21 protein-coding genes and 2 pseudogenes are annotated in these 20,821 nt (G+C 35.6%); 9 read left to right on the forward strand and 14 right to left on the reverse strand.

What is annotated here, in order from left to right; genetic code table 11:
* Window positions 1–13: 13 nt before the first annotated feature.
* Window positions 14–1,246, forward strand: a complete 1,233-nt coding sequence (locus tag HDT10_RS07155; RefSeq protein ID WP_290881659.1) for a capsular biosynthesis protein — start codon at window positions 14–16, stop codon at window positions 1,244–1,246.
* A 49-nt stretch (window positions 1,247–1,295) separates the two neighbouring features.
* Here the strand turns inward: HDT10_RS07155 and HDT10_RS07160 are convergent, their stop codons facing one another.
* The 5 genes from HDT10_RS07160 to HDT10_RS07180 all read right to left on the reverse strand — a co-directional run bounded on the left by HDT10_RS07160 (window position 1,296) and on the right by HDT10_RS07180 (window position 6,545).
* Window positions 1,296–1,649 carry a hypothetical protein gene (locus HDT10_RS07160; protein WP_290881661.1) on the reverse strand — a complete coding sequence of 118 codons (354 nt, stop codon included), beginning with the start codon at window positions 1,647–1,649 and terminating at the stop codon, window positions 1,296–1,298.
* Complete coding sequence (locus HDT10_RS07165) at window positions 1,649–3,025, reverse strand: cytochrome P450 (RefSeq protein ID WP_290881663.1); 1,377 nt, start codon at window positions 3,023–3,025, stop codon at window positions 1,649–1,651. Before HDT10_RS07165 ends, HDT10_RS07160 begins: the two co-directional genes overlap by 1 nt.
* Window positions 3,025–4,155, reverse strand: coding sequence for a hypothetical protein (locus HDT10_RS07170; RefSeq protein ID WP_290881667.1), 1,131 nt, complete (start codon window positions 4,153–4,155; stop codon window positions 3,025–3,027). Before HDT10_RS07170 ends, HDT10_RS07165 begins: the two co-directional genes overlap by 1 nt.
* 101 nt (window positions 4,156–4,256) lie before the next feature.
* Window positions 4,257–4,934, reverse strand: coding sequence for a response regulator (locus tag HDT10_RS07175; protein ID WP_290881670.1), 678 nt, complete (start codon window positions 4,932–4,934; stop codon window positions 4,257–4,259).
* Between the two features lie 9 nt (window positions 4,935–4,943).
* Window positions 4,944–6,545: a HAMP domain-containing sensor histidine kinase gene (locus tag HDT10_RS07180; protein ID WP_290881671.1), complete on the reverse strand. Its 1,602-nt coding sequence runs from the start codon at window positions 6,543–6,545 to the stop codon at window positions 4,944–4,946.
* 201 nt (window positions 6,546–6,746) lie between these two features.
* On the opposite strand from HDT10_RS07180, the gene HDT10_RS07185 reads away from it, so the two are divergent.
* Both HDT10_RS07185 and HDT10_RS07190 read left to right on the forward strand, forming a co-directional pair.
* Window positions 6,747–7,067 carry a c-type cytochrome gene (locus HDT10_RS07185; RefSeq protein WP_290881672.1) on the forward strand — a complete coding sequence of 107 codons (321 nt, stop codon included), beginning with the start codon at window positions 6,747–6,749 and terminating at the stop codon, window positions 7,065–7,067.
* A 32-nt stretch (window positions 7,068–7,099) separates the two neighbouring features.
* Window positions 7,100–8,176, forward strand: a complete 1,077-nt coding sequence (locus HDT10_RS07190) for an alanine racemase (RefSeq protein WP_290881673.1) — start codon at window positions 7,100–7,102, stop codon at window positions 8,174–8,176.
* A gap of 24 nt (window positions 8,177–8,200) precedes the next feature.
* Here HDT10_RS07190 and HDT10_RS07195 read toward each other — a convergent pair whose 3' ends face one another.
* Window positions 8,201–8,584 carry a thiamine-phosphate pyrophosphorylase gene (locus HDT10_RS07195; protein ID WP_290881744.1) on the reverse strand — a complete coding sequence of 128 codons (384 nt, stop codon included), beginning with the start codon at window positions 8,582–8,584 and terminating at the stop codon, window positions 8,201–8,203.
* Window positions 8,585–8,606: 22 nt separating this feature from the next.
* Window positions 8,607–9,323 (reverse strand): Bax inhibitor-1/YccA family protein, encoded by a 717-nt coding sequence (locus HDT10_RS07200; RefSeq protein ID WP_290881675.1) that lies wholly within the window; start codon window positions 9,321–9,323, stop codon window positions 8,607–8,609.
* 109 nt (window positions 9,324–9,432) lie between these two features.
* Between HDT10_RS07200 and gap the strand changes: the two genes are divergently transcribed.
* From gap to hemH, 3 genes are read left to right on the forward strand one after another with little or no spacing between them, the layout of a single operon-like run.
* Complete coding sequence (gap, locus tag HDT10_RS07205) at window positions 9,433–10,440, forward strand: type I glyceraldehyde-3-phosphate dehydrogenase (protein ID WP_290881676.1); 1,008 nt, start codon at window positions 9,433–9,435, stop codon at window positions 10,438–10,440.
* On the forward strand, window positions 10,437–11,792 hold the full coding sequence (locus HDT10_RS07210) for a M99 family carboxypeptidase catalytic domain-containing protein (RefSeq protein ID WP_290881678.1): 1,356 nt from the start codon (window positions 10,437–10,439) through the stop codon (window positions 11,790–11,792). The genes gap and HDT10_RS07210 overlap by 4 nt, the downstream gene beginning before the upstream one ends.
* Window positions 11,793–11,813: 21 nt before the next feature.
* Window positions 11,814–12,830 (forward strand): ferrochelatase, encoded by a 1,017-nt coding sequence (hemH, locus tag HDT10_RS07215; protein WP_290881680.1) that lies wholly within the window; start codon window positions 11,814–11,816, stop codon window positions 12,828–12,830.
* A 58-nt stretch (window positions 12,831–12,888) separates the two neighbouring features.
* Here the strand turns inward: hemH and HDT10_RS07220 are convergent, their stop codons facing one another.
* The 7 genes and pseudogenes from HDT10_RS07220 to HDT10_RS07250 all read right to left on the reverse strand — a co-directional run.
* Window positions 12,889–13,797: an FkbM family methyltransferase gene (locus HDT10_RS07220; protein WP_290881682.1), complete on the reverse strand. Its 909-nt coding sequence runs from the start codon at window positions 13,795–13,797 to the stop codon at window positions 12,889–12,891.
* 73 nt (window positions 13,798–13,870) lie between these two features.
* Complete coding sequence (locus HDT10_RS07225) at window positions 13,871–13,975, reverse strand: sugar transferase (RefSeq protein ID WP_290881685.1); 105 nt, start codon at window positions 13,973–13,975, stop codon at window positions 13,871–13,873.
* Between the two features lie 98 nt (window positions 13,976–14,073).
* Window positions 14,074–15,018: a thiamine pyrophosphate-dependent enzyme gene (locus HDT10_RS07230; protein ID WP_290881686.1), complete on the reverse strand. Its 945-nt coding sequence runs from the start codon at window positions 15,016–15,018 to the stop codon at window positions 14,074–14,076.
* A 10-nt stretch (window positions 15,019–15,028) separates the two neighbouring features.
* Window positions 15,029–16,246, reverse strand: a complete 1,218-nt coding sequence (locus tag HDT10_RS07235; protein WP_290881688.1) for a 2-oxoacid:ferredoxin oxidoreductase subunit alpha — start codon at window positions 16,244–16,246, stop codon at window positions 15,029–15,031.
* Window positions 16,247–16,248: 2 nt separating this feature from the next.
* On the reverse strand, window positions 16,249–16,647 hold the full coding sequence (locus HDT10_RS07240; RefSeq protein ID WP_290881691.1) for a 4Fe-4S dicluster-binding protein: 399 nt from the start codon (window positions 16,645–16,647) through the stop codon (window positions 16,249–16,251).
* An 8-nt stretch (window positions 16,648–16,655) separates the two neighbouring features.
* Window positions 16,656–17,216 carry a pyruvate flavodoxin oxidoreductase subunit gamma gene (locus HDT10_RS07245; RefSeq protein ID WP_290881693.1) on the reverse strand — a complete coding sequence of 187 codons (561 nt, stop codon included), beginning with the start codon at window positions 17,214–17,216 and terminating at the stop codon, window positions 16,656–16,658.
* 206 nt (window positions 17,217–17,422) lie between these two features.
* A pseudogene (locus HDT10_RS07250) lies at window positions 17,423–18,193 on the reverse strand (type VI secretion system baseplate subunit TssG); the annotation flags it as partial.
* A 181-nt stretch (window positions 18,194–18,374) separates the two neighbouring features.
* On the opposite strand from HDT10_RS07250, the gene HDT10_RS07255 reads away from it, so the two are divergent.
* The 3 genes and pseudogenes from HDT10_RS07255 (at window position 18,375) to icmH (ending at window position 20,800) form a co-directional block, all read left to right on the forward strand.
* Window positions 18,375–18,521, forward strand: coding sequence for a hypothetical protein (locus tag HDT10_RS07255; protein WP_290881698.1), 147 nt, complete (start codon window positions 18,375–18,377; stop codon window positions 18,519–18,521).
* Between the two features lie 122 nt (window positions 18,522–18,643).
* A pseudogene (gene tssK, locus HDT10_RS07260) lies at window positions 18,644–20,020 on the forward strand (type VI secretion system baseplate subunit TssK).
* 9 nt (window positions 20,021–20,029) lie between these two features.
* A complete protein-coding gene (gene icmH, locus HDT10_RS07265; RefSeq protein ID WP_290881700.1) occupies window positions 20,030–20,800 on the forward strand; it encodes a type IVB secretion system protein IcmH/DotU in 771 nt (256 codons plus the stop codon).
* Window positions 20,801–20,821 lie beyond the last annotated feature (21 nt).

The following is a 20,821-nucleotide window of genomic DNA, read 5'->3' on the forward strand; positions in this document are numbered from 1 at the left end:
AGTGGAATCCTAAATGCGGCTAGAAGAAGCTATTTCACACTTTAAAGATTCTAATATTCTACTTTTGCAAGGACCTGTGGGACCATTTTTTTATCATTTAGCGCAAAAACTTAAAAAGAATAATAATCAAATCTTTAAACTCAATTTCAATGGAGGAGATTTGCTCTTTTTTCCTTTGGGCGCACAAAGTTATTGCGGAGACCTAAAAGGCTTCAAAGAGTTTATCAAGCAATTCTATCTTGCAAATAATATCCAAAAAGCCTTGATGTTTAACGATTGTCGCCCCTTGCATAAAATTGCGATTGAGGTTGCCAAAACTCTTAAAATTCCTTGCTTTATTTTTGAGGAGGGTTATATTCGTCCAAATTTTATTACTTTGGAAGTTGAAGGTGTCAATGCCAATTCTACACTTCCCAAAGACCCAAGAGTCTTTCTTAACTACCGACCCAAACAAGAAGATACAAATTATAAAGAATACAATGTAATCCATTCCTTTGGTAATATGGCTTGGTTTTCTTTTCTTTATTGGTTTGCAGCCTTTTGGTGTGGATTCTATTTCAACAATAAGCTACACCATCGTAGCTTAAGTGGTTTAGAAATGTTTCCTTGGTTTCTTTCGCTTTTTAGAAAACAACTCTACAAATTGAGCGAAAAAGAAGATATTGAATTTGTTTTAGAATCTAAAAAGCAATACTTCGCTTTGATTCTACAAGTGCATAATGACACACAAATTAAAAACCACTTTAAACCTAAAAGAATTGAAAATTTCATAAAAAATTCCATTCGTTCATTCGCGCAGCATTCAAAACCCCAACATTTCCTAGTCATCAAACACCATCCAATGGATAGAGGATATAAAAACTACAAAATTTTTATCAAGCGATGTGCAAGAAAGTTCAATGTCAGTCAAAGAGTGATTTATCTACACGATATTCACTTACCAAGCCTCCTGCACAATGCACTAGGTTGTATTGTAATCAATAGCACCACCGGACTTTCAAGCATTTTACACAAATGTCCAACAAAGGTATGCGGTAGTGCATTTTATAATCTTGAGGGGCTAACTTTTCAAGAGCCTTTAAATAAATTTTGGAGAGGTGCAAAGAAGTTTAAAATCAACCAACAACTTTTCGCAAATTTTAGAAAATATCTTATAGACCACAACCAAATCAATGGTAGTTTTTATGGAGTATTATCTAAAATCCCCCCCCCCCACAACCATAAAACTAAATCACCGCCAAGTTAAATAAGCTTTACTCGTTGCACCTCTATATGCACAAAGTGATTGTAAATTTTTATAATTGTTTGCCAATCGTTTGTTCGTTCAAACGCTTTTTCAATACCAAATCAATGATGGCTTGTTCCCTTGCGTTCGCACGTTTGCAATGGTCTTTTTGAAAACAATCTGTAATTCTTATCACAATTTTTGCCCATTTCTTTTCACGTTCGCGCCACGCATGCGAAGAAACAGATTCCCACGCATAACCATTAAATAAAGTTGCATTGACAAAGTGGTCTAAAGCCCTCACTCCCTGCCGCACACGCGAAACCTTACCAAAAGTCCCTACAATCACAATAAGCAAATAGCCAATAATCATCAAAGGAACGAGTGCGCATAGCAATAAAGTGCCTGCTAACTTTTCTTTCATTAAATTTTTCTCTTGGTAAAATAAATCTGCATTCCATTTGCCGAACGAATCGTCAAACGTCCTACGACATCAGGGACAAAATCCTCTCGCAATTTCAGCTGATAAGCTCTTAAAATATTGGCTAAAATCAAAATTGCCTCTTGTATAGCAAATCCTTGTCCAATACAAATGCGCTCACCCATTCCAAAGGGCAAATAAGTATCCTTTTGAATCGCGCTTTTGTCTTCAAAACGACTAGGATTAAACTCGTGTGGATTTTTCCAATAACTCTCGTGTCTTTGAATGAGCCAAGGAGCAACTACCACGCCATCTCCTGCTTGAATAAGCTTGTTTTGAATCTTGACTTCCTCTTTTGCTGTCCTTGCAAAAAAACCAACAGGAGGATAAAGACGCAAAGATTCTTTAAAAATATTAGAGACATATTTTAATTTGCGCAAATGCTGCAAAGTTAGAATCTCCTCACCTGCGACTTCACAAATTTCTTGATAGGCTTTTTCCTGTTCCTTTGGAGAAATACTCAAAATATACAGAGTCCAAGTCAAAGCACTCGCAGAAGTCTCGTGTCCTGCCAAAAACAACATTGCAACTTGGTCTAAAATTTCCTCAAAGCTAAATCGTTTGCCACTTTCTGGTTCTACTACTTCTAACAATGAGGCTAAAATATCCTCGTATTCGCTCTTATTCCCTGCACTCACCGCATCATAACGCGGTTTGATGATTTCTGCCAAAACTCTACGAATCGTCTCCCCCGCCCTCTTGCGTTTGTTCTCTCCTAGCAAATAAGAAATCCACTCTGGAATACAAAACATTTTACGAATTGCTGTATGCACGGTCTGTTCTTGAAACACTACAAAAGCGTCTAACACTCCTTTTCCGCGCACCTCATCTAATTTTTGCGATAGAATCGTGCGAAAAATCACATCAGCGGTTACAAAAGTCATCACTTCATCTACCTCTACGATTCCACCATTAGGATAAAGTGCGAGCTTTTTCATCATATCCTCTACGGCTTCACTCATCAAGCCAAAGACTTTTGTAATGCGTGCCTGCTCAAAACTCGGACGCAGAAGTTCTCTTTGCTTCTGCCACACTGCGCCATTCGTTGTAAAGATACTTTCCCCAAGCAAGGGCTTTAAAAGCTGGTGCAACCAATTACTTTTGGGAAATTTTCGCACTTCCTCCACCATTATACGATGCACATCTTTAGGGTGATTGGCAATATAAAGATTGAATCCTGGCATTTGGACTTGTCCTGATTTCATCTTATAACTTTTTTCATACAATCCATCAAGCCAAGAGCGACGTTTGAGAAAAAATGTTGTAAGCAAGCTTGCTTTATTTTTATGTGGTTTAGGAAAAAACGGACATTGCCCCATTAAACACCCCTTATCTTGGATTCTAAAGTATTTTTACCACCAACAAAATTAAAAAAATCGTATGCGCCCAAAATCTCATTAGAATATAAATATAAAAAGTGTGCTAAATACCAATTATAACGTATTTTTTTGTAAGTTTTAGGAGTAAAAAGCTGATGAAATCTAGGGGATAAAAACTGCGGCTTGAATCTCGTAGAAATTCCAGAGGCGCAAAAAAAATCAAGCAGAGGGAAGCAAGCCCCATCAATCTTAGCAGTAAAGTCAAACCACACAAGAGGTGTATCGCCAAGAGTTTTTAAGTCAGCTTTAAACTCTTGGTTATCTCTTTGAAAACTCGCAAGAGGGATACATTGCCCAAGTGTCAGAATCTTAAAGGTGCGCAAATCAAGCTTTTGTTCTTGTGCGATTCTAACGACTTTTGCTGCAATACTAATTAATAGAATCGTTCCTACGCTATGCGCACAGAAAATCAATTCATAGTTTTTGGTCTCTTGATTTTTTTGCAATGTTTTAACAATCACATCACTAAATTCATCTATCAGAAGTTGCGCCTCCGCAATCTCGCCTGTCGCATACTTGGCACAAAAAACATAAATATTTGACAACCAAAAAACTGCAAGCTTCTGTCCTAGATACAAAATTATCTTTGTTGCAATCCATACACAAAGAAGCGCACAGGCAATTGCAACAAAAAGATTCCACGATTGAATGGCTTCAAACAAATAAAAGATTCCGACAAAACTAAGTGCGTAACTCAAACAGAAATATAAAATCGGATACAATCCCGCAATTAATTGTGTCCTAGATTGTTTGGCAACATCTCTGATAACACCAGAGAGGACATAACATCTAAAAGAATAGATAAAATCCAACACAAAGTCAAATAAGTTTTTTGCCCAATATTTCTTAACAACCTCGTCCCATTGCAAAAAATGATAATTCACTTGAGATTGTTCGCCAAAAATCACGCAATAAGGAATCTTATTCTCCTGATTACAAGGGGAAAGATTTAAATTTAATCCATTGAGATGGTTTTGCTTATAGAGATTCCGCTTCAAAAGCATATAATAGTAGCGATAACTACGTGGATCATAACCTGCGAGATAAAATACATCTTTTCTATTTTCCATTCTGCTTTCTTAAACTAATCTTAACTTATTGATACTTTTTGCCTGAATTATAATCTTTAATGAATCAAGAACACCTAAAATAATCCAACTTCTCACCTTTTTTAAGATTCCTCTTTGTATTGTGAAATATCGGGCTGAAATTTGTAAATCTTGTTTTTCAAACGCACAAGCAAACCTGTATCAATCAGTTGGTGAAATGTTTTGACTACTGTGGGCTTGCTCACACCTACTTCCTGCACAATATCCTCATAAGAACCATAAAAAATATTTTCGCTATCGCTATGCTCAATGAGATACTTGATAATCTCAATTTTCTTACCACCAACAAACACAGAAATCGCATTCAAAAGAGCATTTTTAGCACGCAACTCACTCGCTTGATATTTGGGCAAAGTTGCACGAAAAATTGTTTTTAATAATTCCTCTACATCAATTGGTTTTAAAATATATCCCTCTACTCTTAGCTCAATGCAATCTAGCAAATAACGCGTTTCTGTATGTGCGGTTACCACGATGACAGATAAATCCCAAAGCGGATTCTTACGAATCTCTCGGATTAGCTCTATACCATTAAGCTTGGGCATTAAAATATCTGTAATAATCAAATCAACATTTTCATTTTTTAGAATCTCTAAAGCCTCTTTCCCATTACGCGCAATGAGAAGCTTATCTACATAATCCTCAAGCACCATAGAAGCAAATTTCAATATATCTTCTTCGTCTTCAACATAGAGAACTTTTAAATTTTTTAAAATCTTCTCATCATTTTTTGACAGCATACTCTCTCCTTACTCTTCACTTCTAAGTGGAATCGTGATGATAAATTGTGCCCCACAAGTGCCGTCTTTGACGGGACAATCTAGCATACATACTTCTTCTTTGCATAAATTCAATTTATCATTATAGCGCACATTCCGCACTTCAATGCTACCTTGCATTTGTTTTTCTATAATTTGTTTGGACATATATAGCCCGATTCCTGTGCCGACTGATTTATGCTTGGTTGTGAAATAGGGTTCAAAAATCTTCTGAATATCCTCTAGTTTCACACCTCCCCCATTATCTGTAAAGAGAATCTTAACACAACCTTTAGATGAAAATTCTTTCATTGCTCCATCATTTTCCATACTGACGACAATATAAATCCTAGCAGGAGAAATCAAGCGGTCTTTTAAGACATCTTCAGAGTTTTTGATAAGATTCAAAATCACTTGTGAAAAGGCATTTTTATAGCCATAAAGCTCAATATGCTCTGGACAATCCACCGTAACGCTAATTTCATTTTGTTTCAAAAACGCATTGACGAGCGAAAGAGAATCTTGGATATTTTCCTTTAGGTTAAAGACTTCTTTGTCGCTAGAGGAATGGAAGAAGTTACGAAAATCCTCAATTGTTTGGGACATTGCCTTAGCAATTTTCAAGCCATCATTGACTTGCAAATCAATAAATTCTTGTGTTAGTTTTCCATTTTGGGACTTCACCTTAAATGTCTGAATCAACAACATCAGCGCATTTAAAGGCTGCCGCCACTGATGCGCAATATTGCCAATCATCTCTCCCATACTCGCAAGCCGTGCTTGCTGATACATAATTTGGTCTTTTTTACGGCTCTCAAGCACTTCTTGTTCTATTTTTTCTTGTAGAGAATTATTGAGATTCTGTAATTCCTTAGTCTTTTCTTGCACTCTTTTCTCCGACATTGCATACAGACTTTTGATATTGCGCAAAATCAAAAAACTAAGCAAAATTGTCGTGAGCATAATCAAGCACATCATCACCAAAACGACTTTATGCACAACACTAAAGAGTGTATTATTGCGCTCTTTTTTAATCTCTATGAAACGCGAGCTTGCATCAATCATTCGTGAAATTTCTTGATTAAGATTCTCTGCACTCTGCTTGGAAATCTCCTCTTGATTGGGAATTTCTTGTATAACATTTTGTAACAAAACAAGATATTCATTAATCACGCTATTGAGATGATTAAGATTCTCTTTAAAATTAGATTTTTCGTACAAGTTTAGGTTTTCTTTGCCAAAAAGATAATAGATTTTTAACAAAAAATGCGTGAAATAACTTTCGCTTAAAAGATTGCTCTGTAAGTTTTGATAATTCGTCCATTGCGTGATAATGGCTTCTTGAGTCTTTACAATCTCTCTTTCCTTACCCCTTATTAATAATTCTTGGGCGTCATTGACACTTTTACGCAATCCCTCCAAGCTAATGAGGGATTGGCTATATTCAGCAAAAAGGACATCATAATCGTATTTTAAACTAAAATAATAGACATAGGAAACAACCGCCAAAGAAAGCAACCCTGAAGCAATATTAAACACCAATACGCGCGCTTTTGCCTCTAGTGTCGTCCCAAAAATCTTAAATATTTTCAAATATCTAATCCTAAAAAAACTTAAAGAATAATTTGTGCGACATTGTAACACTAATTTTTAGGATTCCATATAAAACGCCAAGCAAAAATCATTAAAACTCACAATTTGCAAAAAATTTCAACAAATCTTGCAAAATTTTTAGAATGGTTTTATATTAAAAAGATATGATTACAAATATCTTAATCATAAAGGAGTTTAACTATGAAAAAGATTTTACTAGGAATTGTATTAGCAGCTGGCTGTTTAATGGCAAGTGATGGTGCGGCAATTTATAAAAAATGTGTCGCGTGTCACGGAGCAAATGCTGAAAAAGTAGCTCCCGGAAGTAAAGGTGGTGTAACCATCGCTGGAATGCCAAAAGAAAGATTGGTAGAGCAACTCAACGGCTATGCAGCAGGAACTGCGGATAATGGTGGTGCGAAAGCAATTATGTATGCAAACATGAAAAACTTTAAACTCACTGACGCAGATATTGATGCAGTAGCAGATTACATTTCTAAGCTTCCTGAAGCTAGCAAATAACCCTTTCCCTCTTGGAGAGGGGGTTTTCTTAGATGCCTTATCTACAAATAGATTCTAAAAAGTTTCTACATAATTATCAAGTTATTTTAAATACTATCACCCCGAAAAACCCCGAAAAAATCGCTATTGTCCTAAAAGACAATGCCTATGGACATGGAATCAAAGAAATTGCTGAACTCTCTAAACGCGTCAATATCACAAGTGCCTTTGTTAAAAATGCCCACGAAGCCTTATATGTCGCGCCCTTTTTTCATCACATTACGATTCTATATCCCTATTCATTGCCTTACGATTCCTCTTTCAAAGAAGCACTGCAATCCCCCAAGATTTATTTCTCCGCATCAAGCGTAGAATCCCTACAAAACTATCCAAAAAATACCAATATTGAACTCAAAGTCAATAGCGGAATGCACCGCAACGGAATCACAAAGGAAGAGCTTAACCAAGCGTTTCAAATCATTAGCAAAAATCATTTGAATCTCAAGGGGATTTTCACGCATAATGGATTCGGTGATGATTTAGGTAGCGAATTTTACACACAAAATATGGAATTTTTGGCAATCAAGCAAGAATCTTTGCGGCTTTGTGCGCATTATAAAATCCCCAAGCCACGATTCCACTCTTTAAATTCCTCTGGTGCTTTTCGCACTCAAGAAACACAAAAACATTTACCACAAGAATTACAAGATGACCTCTTTCGCATTGGAATCGCATTCTATGGCTACTTATGCCAAGATTCTGCTTTTTTTACTCCAAACCTCCAACCCATTGCTGCACTTTTTGCGCAAAGAATCTCTACTTTGAATCTTAAAGCAGGCGCAAGAATTGGTTATAGCGGCACAAGTACTTTAAAAGACGATAAGATAATCTCCACTTATGATATTGGCTATGGTGATGGATTGTTCCGAATCCACGAAGATATGGAGATTTTCAGCGCGGAAGGGTTTAAAATTCTGCCTCGTTCCTCTATGGATTGTATCAGCATAGAATCAGCACAAGAAGAAGTCTGTATTTTTAATGATGTGCGCCCATTAGCCCAAGCATTTCGGACGATTCCCTATGAGATTCTCGTGCATTTGCACGCTTATATTCCTAAAGTCGTCATCTAACAAACTGGTATAAAAATAAAAAGATTATTTGAAAATTTCTAAAAGCACTTGCTTCTCTAAATCATAAAGCCTATAACGAATCCCCTTAAATTTCTCACTCTCTTGAATGGAATCTAGCTTCAAAATCTCTTCAAGCACGCGGGCAGATTCTTGTGCGCGTTTAAAATTCGCAATAAAAACACTTTGGAGATTTTCACGATTTTGTTCCTCTTTGGTAGAGGGCTTTAAAACATCATTTTCGGAATCACGCGTATTGAGCAACTCCAAATAACATTCTAAAGAACATTGATGACGAAGTGTCTTGAGATCAAGCGCAAAGGATTGATGCTGGAATCCATAACGCAAAATATCCTCAACCACGCGAATCCCTTCGCGCAAGCGATTGAGGTTGGCATCTATAATGCGCAAACTGCGCAAAGGATAGCCTAGATTAGTCTCTGGAACTAAAGATTCCAAGGAGTTGAAGCAAAGAAATGAATAAATTTAGAAAATCTAAATAGAGGCTAACAGCCGCCATTACAGGGCTATCATACAAACCGCGCACGATATTTTGTGTATCATAAGCGATAAAGATACTAAACAAAATTGCCCCCACTCCTGCTAAAGCGACTTGTAGAATCGGACTCCCCAAGAATAGATTAATCAAAGAGCCCACAACAACTATGATAAGTGCAATAAATAGCATTTTGCCCATACTTGCCAAATCTTTTTTTGTGCGCAAGGCAAAAATACTCATCACTCCAAAAATTGCGGTCGTAAGCAAAAATGCCTGCGCTACAATTGCTGCTCCACCTGGCAAGCCTAAGATTCTACTAAGAATCGGGGTTAAGGTTAAACCTGTTGTGAAAGTAAAAGCAAAAAGCAAGACTAAATTAATCCCTTCTTTTGCCCTAGCAAACATTAAGCCAAATAATAAAGCAAATTCTAAAATCACAAAACCGATGTAGTATTGTGAAACCAAATCTCCAAATGTAGAGATTCCGACATACGCTCCAACCGTTGCCGCAAGTAAAGAACCTGCAAAAAGCTGGTAAGTTTGCTTTACAAAACTAACAAGCGCAATATCACTTTGCTCAAAAGCTTGATTATTTGTATCCACTTGATAACCATCATAATTATTTAGGGGTTTTCTATCATATAATGACATTGTGTAATCCTTGTATTTTAAATTAAACGCGGAATTGTATCCAAAATTTATTGAGAATTGCATTAAATATGCTACAATTTTGCCTTTATTAAATAATTATGGAAACAAAATGAAAAAAATTAAAATCTTCATTAATGGATTTGGCAGAATCGGACGTTGCATTGCGCGCGTTGCACTCTGTGAAATGCAAGATAAGATTGAAATTGTCGGCATTAATGATATTGCAAATCCAGAAATTCTAAGCTATCTCTTAACACACGATTCTGTTCATCACAATACACAAATCCAGTGCGAAGAAAGAAATCATTTGATTTTTAATGGCACAAAGATTCCTTTTTCACAGAGCAAAACACCACAAGAAATTGATATTTTAGGTGCAGAAGTTGTTATTGAAGCAAGTGGCTTATTTTTAACACAAAAAGAAGTAGAATCGCATTTGCAAAAGGGAGCTAAACGCGTGATTTTTTCTGCTCCTGCCAAAGATGACACCAAGACTTTTGTGCTAGGTGTAAATCACAAAGACTATCAAGGCGAGCAGATTATCTCTAATGCAAGCTGCACCACCAATGCGCTTGCTCCCGTTATAATGTTGCTTGATGAAGCTTTCGGCGTAGAAAAAGGAATCTTAACCACCATTCATAGTTATACCAACGACCAAAATCTTATTGATGCAGCACATCGTAAAAATGATTTTCGCCGCTCCCGCGCAGCCGCAGTCAATATCATTCCAACCACAACCGGAGCAGCCAAAGCATTGCATTTAGTCTTGCCCCAAATGAAGGACAAATTACACGGACATAGCGTGCGTGTGCCTGTACCCAATGTTTCTATGGTGGATTTAAATATTAACCTACTCAAAAACACCACCAAAGAAGAAATCAATGCAATTTTCAAAGAAGCAGCCACTAATAAACTGCAAGGAATTTTGGGAATAGATACGCATTTCGGCGTTTCGCAAGACTTTATTGGTTGCCCTTTGAGTGGCATTGTAGCACTTGATTTAACCTTTGTAGTTGGGGGAAATATGGCAAAAATTATGACTTGGTATGATAATGAATGGGGCTATTCGCACAGAATCTTGGAAATGGCGCACTACATTCTCAAGGATAGAATTTGAAAAGCATAAAAACTTTAATTTGTCTTTTGCTTGGCGTATGCTTATTAAATGGAATCGCAATGGCAAAAAAACAAAAAGCCAACATAACAATAAAGGAAACTACTCCTAAAAAAAATACCCCCTTTGATATTTACGAATTAAAAGGCAAACAAGATGGAATCACATTATTAGTCATTGGAGGAATCCACGGAGATGAGCCGGGTGGATTCTTTGCCCCTGCGCTATTAATGGACTTTTATCAAATCACGAAAGGCAAAGTGATTGTCGTGCCAAATTTGAATCCAGATAGTATTTTAGCCTTTAGACGCGGGGTTTATAAAGATATGAATCGCAAGTTCGCAGTTATTAAACGCAATGACCCAGACTTCGACAATGTCCAAACTATCAAAGAGCTTATCACGAATAAAGAAGTAGATTTTATCATTAATCTACACGATGGGCACGGGTTCTATCGGGAAAAATGGGAAAATTCTATTTTCAACCCTAAAGCTTGGGGGCAAACTTATGTGATTGACCAAAAGACTTTAGACAATGTGCCTTTTGGGGATTTAGATTCCATTGCCAAGCAAATAGAATCCAAGCTAAACCAACGTTTGCACTATGATTTTCACACCTTTGGTGTGCGCAACACAGAAACAAGAATCAAAGACGAAGAGCAGCAAAACTCCCTTACATTTTTTGCTATCACGCATTTAAAACCCGCTCTAGCAATCGAAACGAGTAAAAATATCACGGAATTACCCCTTAAAACACTCTATCAACTAAGCTCCATTGAAGCATTAATGGAAATTTTGGGCATTAAGTTTGAAAAAAAGATTGAATTAAACTTGGAAAATGTCACACAAAAGGTTAATGACTTTGGCAGCTTAAAAATCAATCATAATGTTACATTAGATTTAAGCGGAATCCGAAGCATTATCAATTTCGCACCACTTTTATCACAGAATAATGTCTTTGACTTCACCCACCCATTAGGACGCGTCAAAAAAGTCAAGGAGGGATATGAAGTTTATATCGGGCACAAACGAATCAGCCTTTTAAAACCTGATGTTTTCCCTATGCAATGCAGTTTGCAAACCACAGGAATAGAGCTAGATGGCAAAAAGGTAGAAGCAAACTTCGGCGAGACTTTGGATTTCCAACAAGATTTCTTGGTGCGCAAGCAAGAGGGAGTGCGCATTAATGTCATCGGCTACTCCAAAAAGGGCGTCATTAGTGAGCACGATATTTTAATCAATAAAACGAACATTGACAAAAGATATTCCCTAGACAAAGCACATAGCATCTTCCGTGTAGAAGTCTATCAGGGCAAAAATTTCTGCGGTATGATTAACTTACGCACCAAAGAATAAATCTGCATTGGAGAATCACAAATGCTAGAATCCAATACAATACAAGATTCACAATCTAACAATACCTCATTAGAATCTCATTATAAAACCGCTATCGTCCTTCTAAATATGGGAGGACCTAATTCACTTTTTGAAGTCAAAACATTTTTGCAAAATATGTTTGCTGACCCCTATATTTTGCCTATTAAAAGTGATTTTTTGCGCAAAATCATTGGGAGTTTTATCGTCAATAAACGTTTAGAGGAATCCCAAAGCAACTATCAAAAAATTGGTGGAAAATCTCCTCTTGTCGCACATACCTTTGCACTTTGTGAGAGACTAAAACAACTCAATCCTCAATATTATTATACTTATGCGATGCGCTATACTCCGCCTTTTGCCACTACAATCGTGCAAGAACTTAAACGAAAAAATATTAATGAAATCGTGCTTTTTAGTATGTATCCGCATTTTAGCCATACGACAACAACTTCTTCAATGCAAGATTTTTTTCGCGCTTTAAAGGAAAATCATTTTGAGCCAAAGATTAAAATTGTCAATCGTTATTATCAACAAGAATCCTATAATTATATGATTATAAAACGAATCCTAGAGGCACTCAATAACAAGGATTCTAAGGAATTTCATCTTATTTTTTCCGCACATTCCTTACCGCAAAGAAATATTACCAAAGGCGACCCTTATCAAAAGGAAATTTTAGAAAATATTGAAATTCTAAAGTCAATGCTAACAAAAAACAAAATAGAATTTGCAAGCATTAGAATCGCTTACCAATCTAAAATTGGTCCTATCAAATGGCTAGAACCAAATTTACAGGAGATTCTGCCATATTATCAAAACAAAAAACTACTGATTTATCCTATTGCCTTTACGATGGATAATTCTGAAACAGATTTTGAGCTTTCTTATCAATATAAGCTTGAAGCACAAAAACACAATATCCAAGACTATCGTGTCGCAAAATGTCCTAATGATTCCAAAGATTTTGCAGCTTGCATTTTAGAATTAATCCAAAATGCAGAATCTTTCAAGCAATAAATTAACATTGATTAAGAATTAAGTTTATGAGGATTTACGAATCTGCAAAATATTGCTGCTACATCCAATCTAATAAAATATTTTCTATTTTGTTTTCCTTTATTTTATCGTTAAGATTTTGCATTTTCTCCACACCATCAATAAAAAATCTCTCGTGAGCTTCGCACACAATATAATCTATCCTTTTCCAAAGCCCCTGCTCAATGATTTTATCCAAAATCTCAAACTCCGCACCCTCCACATCAAGTTTGACTAGATAAATGCGTTGGTTGCTCTTCAAAATCTCCCAAAGAATCTCTGTTAAGTCCAACACCTCCACTGCATAGCCTCTCTTACCGTCACCGCAATGCTCAAGACGATTCCCATTACTTAATAGCCCATATTCCAAAAATTGAGCTGTGTAATTCTTATCTGAAATCGCATTGGGATATAAAACCACATTTGGATTCTTTTGATATTTCTTTTGCAAAAATGCCGCAAGATAAATATTCGGTTCAAAAGCATAAGATATCCCGCCACATTGCAAAATTATGTCTGTAATCACGCCTTTATGTGCTCCGCCATCAACGCAAATTAGGGGCATTTTAGATTCTTGTGTTTTGTGAAGTAATTGATAAAAAATAAAATAATATTTTCTTGGCACATAAGCATTTTGCAAACACAAATCCAAATATCCGATTCCATTAGAATCGCAAAGAGCAGACTTGATTAGGTTTTGAACATTCGTGATTCTTTGGATTTGATTTTGCAGATTTGTAATTACCGTTGCATTCGCCTGTTTTAGTTCCCATTTGACTCTCGCCTCTGCCTTTAGTTTTGGAATCCTAAGCACAAAGTAGAGCAAGCCTCCACACCACCAAAATTTACAAGCGTTAAGAAATTCTTCTCCCAAACGATAGCCAAGTTGATTTTGAATCTCTAGGGCTTGAGGATAATCTTTTAAAGACTTTAGAGTTGGATATTTCAAGAGGGGGGAATCTTGAATTGCTCGCTGATAAGCTTTTATTTCTTTTTTATGATTTTTAACGACTTTTAAGATTCTAAATAAAAGTCCCCCCCCCCCGCTGACTACTCTTTATCATCTCCTGTCCTAATTTGTAGGCAAGATGATTTTTTACTCTCTCTACCGCATTTTCTGGCTTCATTTTATTTCCTTTAAAAAATAACTTCAGTTAGGTTTATCTCTCAAACCCAAAATATTACAAAATCGCAAAGCTGTAAATTCAGCCTTGCCTTTATAACTCTATACTTTTGCTTCTTCGCGTCGTTGCAAATATTCCCAATATTCATTCACATTTTTTTGCCATTGCTCAATGATATGTTCATTCTCTGGCTTAAATAAATGTTTAAACCTTGCTTGAGCACCCAAATAATCACGTACAGGCACGATATTTTTAGGGCGATAGGTGATTTTCAATTCTCTTCCATTGATAATTTCAAAAAGTGGAAACACGAGTGAATCTACTGCCAAATCACTCATTTCAATGGTTTGATTGGAAGGGAATCTCCATTCTGTGGTGCAGGCACTCATTGCGTTAATAAAAGTTGGTCCCTCTGTTTCAATAGCGGTTTTGATTTTTTTGCTCATATCTTTCCACTTATTAGGAGCAACTTGCGCGACATAAGGAGCTCCGTGTGCTGCCATAATGAAAAGCAAGTCTTTTTTCTTATCTTTTTTACCATAACTCACGCGTCCCGCTGGAGTCGTTGTCGTCGAAGCACCAAAAGGAGTGGAGCTACTTCTTTGTCCTCCTGTGTTTGCATACACTTCATTATCCAAACACACATAGGTAAAATTATGCCCACGTTCAAAGCAACCACTAATAAATTGGAATCCAATATCGTAAGTAGAGCCATCTCCACCAAAAGCTACAAACTTAGGTTCTTTGTCGCTATAAAGTCTATTTTTGCGTTTCAATGCCTTATACATTGCCTCTGCGCCCGCAATTGCCGTAGAGCTATTTTCAAATCCAATATGAATCCAAGGTGTGTCCCACGAAGTATAAGGATAAACCGCTGTGCTTACCTCCAAACAACCCGTAGAAGTCGCAATCAACAAGGGGTGATTCGTAGCATTCAAAACTTCACGCACAATCATTCCATGCGCACAACCCGGACACAAAAGATGCGCACCTTCAAATCGCTCACTTGCTTTTGAATATTGTTTCAAATTTTTAATTTCACTCATTTCGCACTCCTTAATTAAATCCGAGTTTTGGACCTCTAAGTCCGATAAATTGTTGTGTTGCGTGTGTTAGCTTGCCCGCTTTTGCATCTGCTTGCAACTCTTTGAATATTTCTTGCAAGTGGCTTTGGGTTAAATCTCTTCCGCCCAATCCGTAAATATAATTACTAACAACAGGCTTATTAGAACCATGATAAAGAGAAGCAACGCCTTCATTATAAAGCATTCCCATTGCACCTGCTGGCAAACTTCTATCCAAGAATGCCACTGCTTTGACTTTACTTAAACTTTCACAAAAAGCTAAATAAGGGAATGGTCTAAGCGAACGAATGCTCACAACCCCTGCTTTAATGCCATTTTTCCTCGCTTCTTTTGCAGCAATTCTTGCAGATTCCACCGTTGTGCCAAGTGCTACAATCGCAACTTCTGCATCTTCCATATCATATTTTTCTACGATATTATACTTGCGTCCCGTTAATTTGGCAAATTCTTCAAAAGTCCTTTCAATGACTTTGGTAGAATCCATAATTGCGTGATGCAATTGTGCTTTATGCTCAAAATGCCAATCTTCTTCTGTTTGTGCGCCATAAGTCGCTGGGCGGTCAAAATCTAACATTGCATTTTTAGGTTTATAATCACCAATAAACTTATAAGCCTCTGCGTCTTTTAATGGGCGCACACTTTGTGCTGTATGAGAACAAATGAATCCGTCTTGATGCACCATCACAGGCAATCGGACATCATAATCTTCTGCGATTTTAAAAGCCATAAGGTTAAAGTCATACGCTTCTTGTGGATTATAGGTGCATAAATTTATCCATCCCGCATCACGTCCTAAATACATATCTGAATGGTCTCCATTAACATTTAATGGACTTGCAAGGGCACGATTAACAACATTTAACACAATCGGCAAACGCATACCTGAAGCTTGGTAAAGCACTTCAACCATCAAGGCAAATCCTTGAGAACTCGTTGCTGTTGCTACACGTCCGCCGGCTGCTGCTGCACCCACACAGCCACTCATTGCTGCGTGCTCGGATTCTACCATTACAAACTCGCCATCAATATAACCATTAGATAAAAAAGTTGCATAATTTTGCACAATAGGTGTAGAGGGTGTAATAGGATAAGCAGAGACAACATCAATCTGCGCTTGTCTCATTGCGTGGCTTGCCGCCATATTGCCGTCCCAAACTTCCACTTCTTGTAATTCATAAACTTCTGCCATTATTAATCCTTTTTCTTTTCTTCTTTGAGAGGCCATTTTGCAAGTGCATTTTCATTGCTCTCATAATCACTAAACATCAAAAGTGATTTTGGATTAGTTGGACACACATCTACGCACACGCCACAGCCTTTGCAATGCACATAATCTACGCCAATCATTTTTTCATCTCTAACTAAGATTGAAGAATCTGGGCAATACACCCAACAAAAATAACAATTAATACAATGTTCTACATTATGCACGGGTTTTTCTACACGCCAATGCGCCACACTTGCTATATAGGAACTATCTTGACGATATTTCCTAGAATCCGCGTGCTTCTCCACCATCTCATTTCCGCTTTTATCAAAAGGAAACAACACTGAACCTGCTTCAAATTCGTTCCAGCCTTTATAATCCATTTTTACTCCTATTTTACTTCATTGTATGCTTTTCTAATCACTTCCATATTGGCATCAATAATTTTTTGTGGAAGTTTTTTACCTAATACCTTTTTAAAAGATTCTAAGAAAAACTCTAATTCAAGCGCACCTGAAATTTTCAAAAACGCTCCAAGCATTGGTGCATTGGGAATTGATTTGCCAAAAGCTTCTAGTGAAAGCCCGATACAATCCAAAATATAAACCTCTTTACCCTTAAGCTCTGGCTTAGATTTCAAAAATTCTTCTTTACTTAAATGCGTTGTGATAATATATTTTGTAGAATCTTTTTCATTCGCACAAATGTCTGTAATATACACTAAACCCGGGTCAATGACTAAAATATAATCTGGATTCATAAATTTTTCGTGATTCAAGATTGGATTTTCATCAATTCGGTTATACGCTGTCATCGCTGCACCCCTTTTTGCTGAACCATAAAATGCAAAGGCTTGCACTTCCTTGCCCGTTCCTGCAATCACATCTGCTAAACCTTTTGCTCCGGTTACTGCGCCTTGTCCTGCACGGCTATGCCATCTAATCTCAAGCATAATGCCTCCTAAAATTTAATTTTAAAGTTACAAGTTTAATTGTAAAGAAATCGTGCTTAAAAACATTATTTTTAAAGTTGTAAAATTATAAAAAATCTTTCAATGTGTAAAAATAACCCATATATTAAAAAATAGGTAGAATCTCAAGAATAGAAGTTTTTATTGTTTTTAAATGTCTCTTTTAAAATTACGGGTGTGAAAAACTCTTATTCATGCATTTTGATACACATCAAATGGTATTTTTTCTTAAAATTCCCCAATGCTAACCCCCAACCAAGTTTTGCCACACTTTCATCGCCTAAGATAAAATTCATTTTTTCATTATGATTAATACGCAAATACAAATCAATGCAAAATTGATGATTTGTAAGAAATAATATGCTTTCTTTGAGTTCTTTATGCTTGTTTTGATTGGGTAAATATTCTATGGCTTTATAATATTCAATATCTTTGATATAAATACCTATCTTGCTCTGATATGAAAGAAATTTGTTACCCAAAATAAAATTTTTACCCAAAATGTTATTTTTAAAACCTAATTTGTTTTTTTGAAAAGGAGCAATAAGAATCTGATGCGGAAGATTCTCAATAATATACAATTTGTTGCGCAAATTGAAATTACTCTGTAACACTTTTTCTATATAGTATTTAGGGCGAGAGGAGCTTAAAAGCAGAGGCGCAAAAGGCAGATAATTTTTAGCAATTTCTTTATCATTAATGCCCAACATAGAAAATAAAATTTTTGAAATAGAATCACTGAAATCTTCTTTAAAACCTCTAGGATAATTCTTTAAACTCACACTTTCAAAGAAAAGCCAAAGTATGTAATGGTTAAAAAAATCAAAAAATAGTGTCCATCCCGAACCTCCATCTTCATTTCTTGAGAGTTTATCAAGCATATAGGAGGGAAGTTGCGATGTATTGCCTTGCAATCCCATAAAATTTACCATTATTTCAATTAAAAATTCTTCGTTTTCTTATTATGCTTTTTGCTGTTTGGAGCTTGCTCAAACACTGTAGATGTAAGAATTAGTAACATTGAAAAATCAAATCTCAATAAGAGAGCTGATGATGTGCCTCTTACTATTATCATTTACAAACTTAAAAACATTGAAAAATTCAAAGAAGCAAGTGATAAAGATTTGACTACTAGGGAAGATGGTGCTCTTCGGTAAAGACAAAATAGATTCGCTCAAACTGCAAATTGCTCCAAAGAGTGAAATTATAGCCGTAAAAGTTGAAGATGAAGAAGTGCCTTATATTGGTATTTTAGCATTATTTGCTAATGATGATACAAAAAAGTAACCAAAGTTTGGGTAAGCACAAAAGATGCAAGTGGATTCTGGAGCAACAAAACATTAAATTTTGAAATCACTCAAGAAGGAATCAAAGTAATTCAATGAACTTTAGATTAGGATAAAGGCACTATGGCAAATCAATTAAAAGTTGCTTGGTTTAATGGCTTAAATATTGATAAAATTCATTTTGAACAACAAGAAAGATATTTTCAGAGAAATATAGATGTAAAAACTATTGAAGCATCAAGCCATCTCTATGGAATTATTGATTTAAAATTTTCCAATGAAATGCTTATGCAAGGCAAGATTGCACTAGAAAAGATTTCTGGAATCGCTAAAGATGGGAGTGTTTTTAATGCCCCTGAACAAGATTTACTTCCAGAATCTTTAGAAATCAATTACGAATCGTTAGAAAATTCAGTTATAGTCTTAAAGATTCCCGTAGGCACTGCTAGTATCGCTGATGTCGCCTTACAAAACAATTTTCCTAATTCCAAATACCTCGCTTTGAGAAGCATTATTGCTTCAAGAATTTATGATGACCATAACGAGAATATTTCAAAGGAACTAGTAGATGAAAAAGATTTGCAAAATACAACCTTTACCCAAGAAAAAATTAATTTAACCGTTGCAAGCCTAAGGCTACAACTTGGAATTTTAGGCAGTGCAACTCCTGATGAGCTGGAGATTCCTATTGCCAAAATTAAAAACATAGATTCAGATAAAAAAATAGAGCTTGAAGAAAATTTTATTCCCACTTGTATTCATATCAATAAATTTTCTATTATCAAGTCTTTTTTAGAAGAAACACTATATTCTATCAAGCGACACAAAGAAATACTTGGGGAAATTTTTAAGGGTATTGACCAAACAAAAAACACTTTAGATTTTAGCACTTATTTGTCTTTAAATCTTCTTAAAAAATGGTTTTTAATTTTTTCTTACCTTATCTACAAAGATAAACTACATCCTGAATATTTATATGAAAAACTTATTGAATTTCAGGGAGAACTCGGAGCATTTGGTGTTGAAAACTCTTTTTTAGAATTTATCCCTTACCGACACGATAATTTAAATGAAACCTTCTTTCCTTTAATTAATAATATAAAGATTCTATTTGCAAAAATTACTTCTCCAAGATATTCAATGGCAAAACTTATAGACAATGGGAATGGTTTCTATGACTTGTTATTTGATAATGCTGGAATTTTAGAAGAAGCTGAACTTTTTTTAGCTATTAATGCTGATGTCAATCACGAATATTTACTAAAAAACTTCAAAACGTAAAGCAAAATTAAAAACATAGTAGCCACACAACTTAAAGGGTTAAATATTATTCAGATTCCAAATATTCCTTCAGCTATTCCTTATCTAAATGGCTATGTTTATTATAAACTAGACAAAAAAGACGAATTGTTTAAATATTTTCAAGGAGAGAGTGTCATAAGTATTTACCTCACCCATAACATTAAAAATCCTGACATAAAAATGTGGGCAGTGTTTTAAGGAAACAAAATGCAAGAACAATCCAATGCAGAAACGCAAGAACTTAGCTTGCTTCTAAGCTCCGATTTAAGTGGTCTTAAAAATAATAAAGTGGTTGATTATTGTTTAGAGATTCTTTTACTCTGTTTTAGGCTATCTAAGGTAACCTTACTTGATACAAGCACCATAGAATCTCTTAGAGAAAAAATGATTAATAATATTTTGACTTGGAGCTCCAAACTTAGTGCCTTAAAAGAATATGATGAAAAAGACATTATTAGGCTTAGATATTGCCTTTGTGTTTTTATTGATGAAATGTTAATGAAGAATGAGCTTTTTATGAATAGCTCTTGGGCGAATAATACCTTAACCGTGCGTTTATTTGATGAAACTTTAGGAGGAGATAATTTTTATGACATCACATCTTCTTGGCTTAATAATCCTGCTAAAAATAAAGATTTCTTAGAATTTGTTTATGCTTGTCTTGTGTTAGGTTATAAAGGCAAATATTCAAACAATAAAGATGTTGAGGAGAGAATTTTGCTTTTTTGCAATAATATAGCCTCTTCCCTTACTCCATTATATGATATTGATGAAGAGCTAGCCTTTACAAAAGCTTATAATGGAATCATTAAAGAGAACCCTTGGCAAAACTTTCAAAGAATGTATCTTAAAAAAATTCTGATTGCTTTACCTCTATGTATTGTTATAGGAGTTTTTATCTATGCTATATTTGACCTTGAAGTCAATAATACACGAATACAGAACAATGTAAGTGAAATTATCAATCCTTTTAATTAATACAATTTTAAATCATATTAG

The organism is Helicobacter sp. (assembly GCF_014799995.1).
In the GTDB taxonomy this organism is placed as follows: domain Bacteria; phylum Campylobacterota; class Campylobacteria; order Campylobacterales; family Helicobacteraceae; genus Helicobacter_D.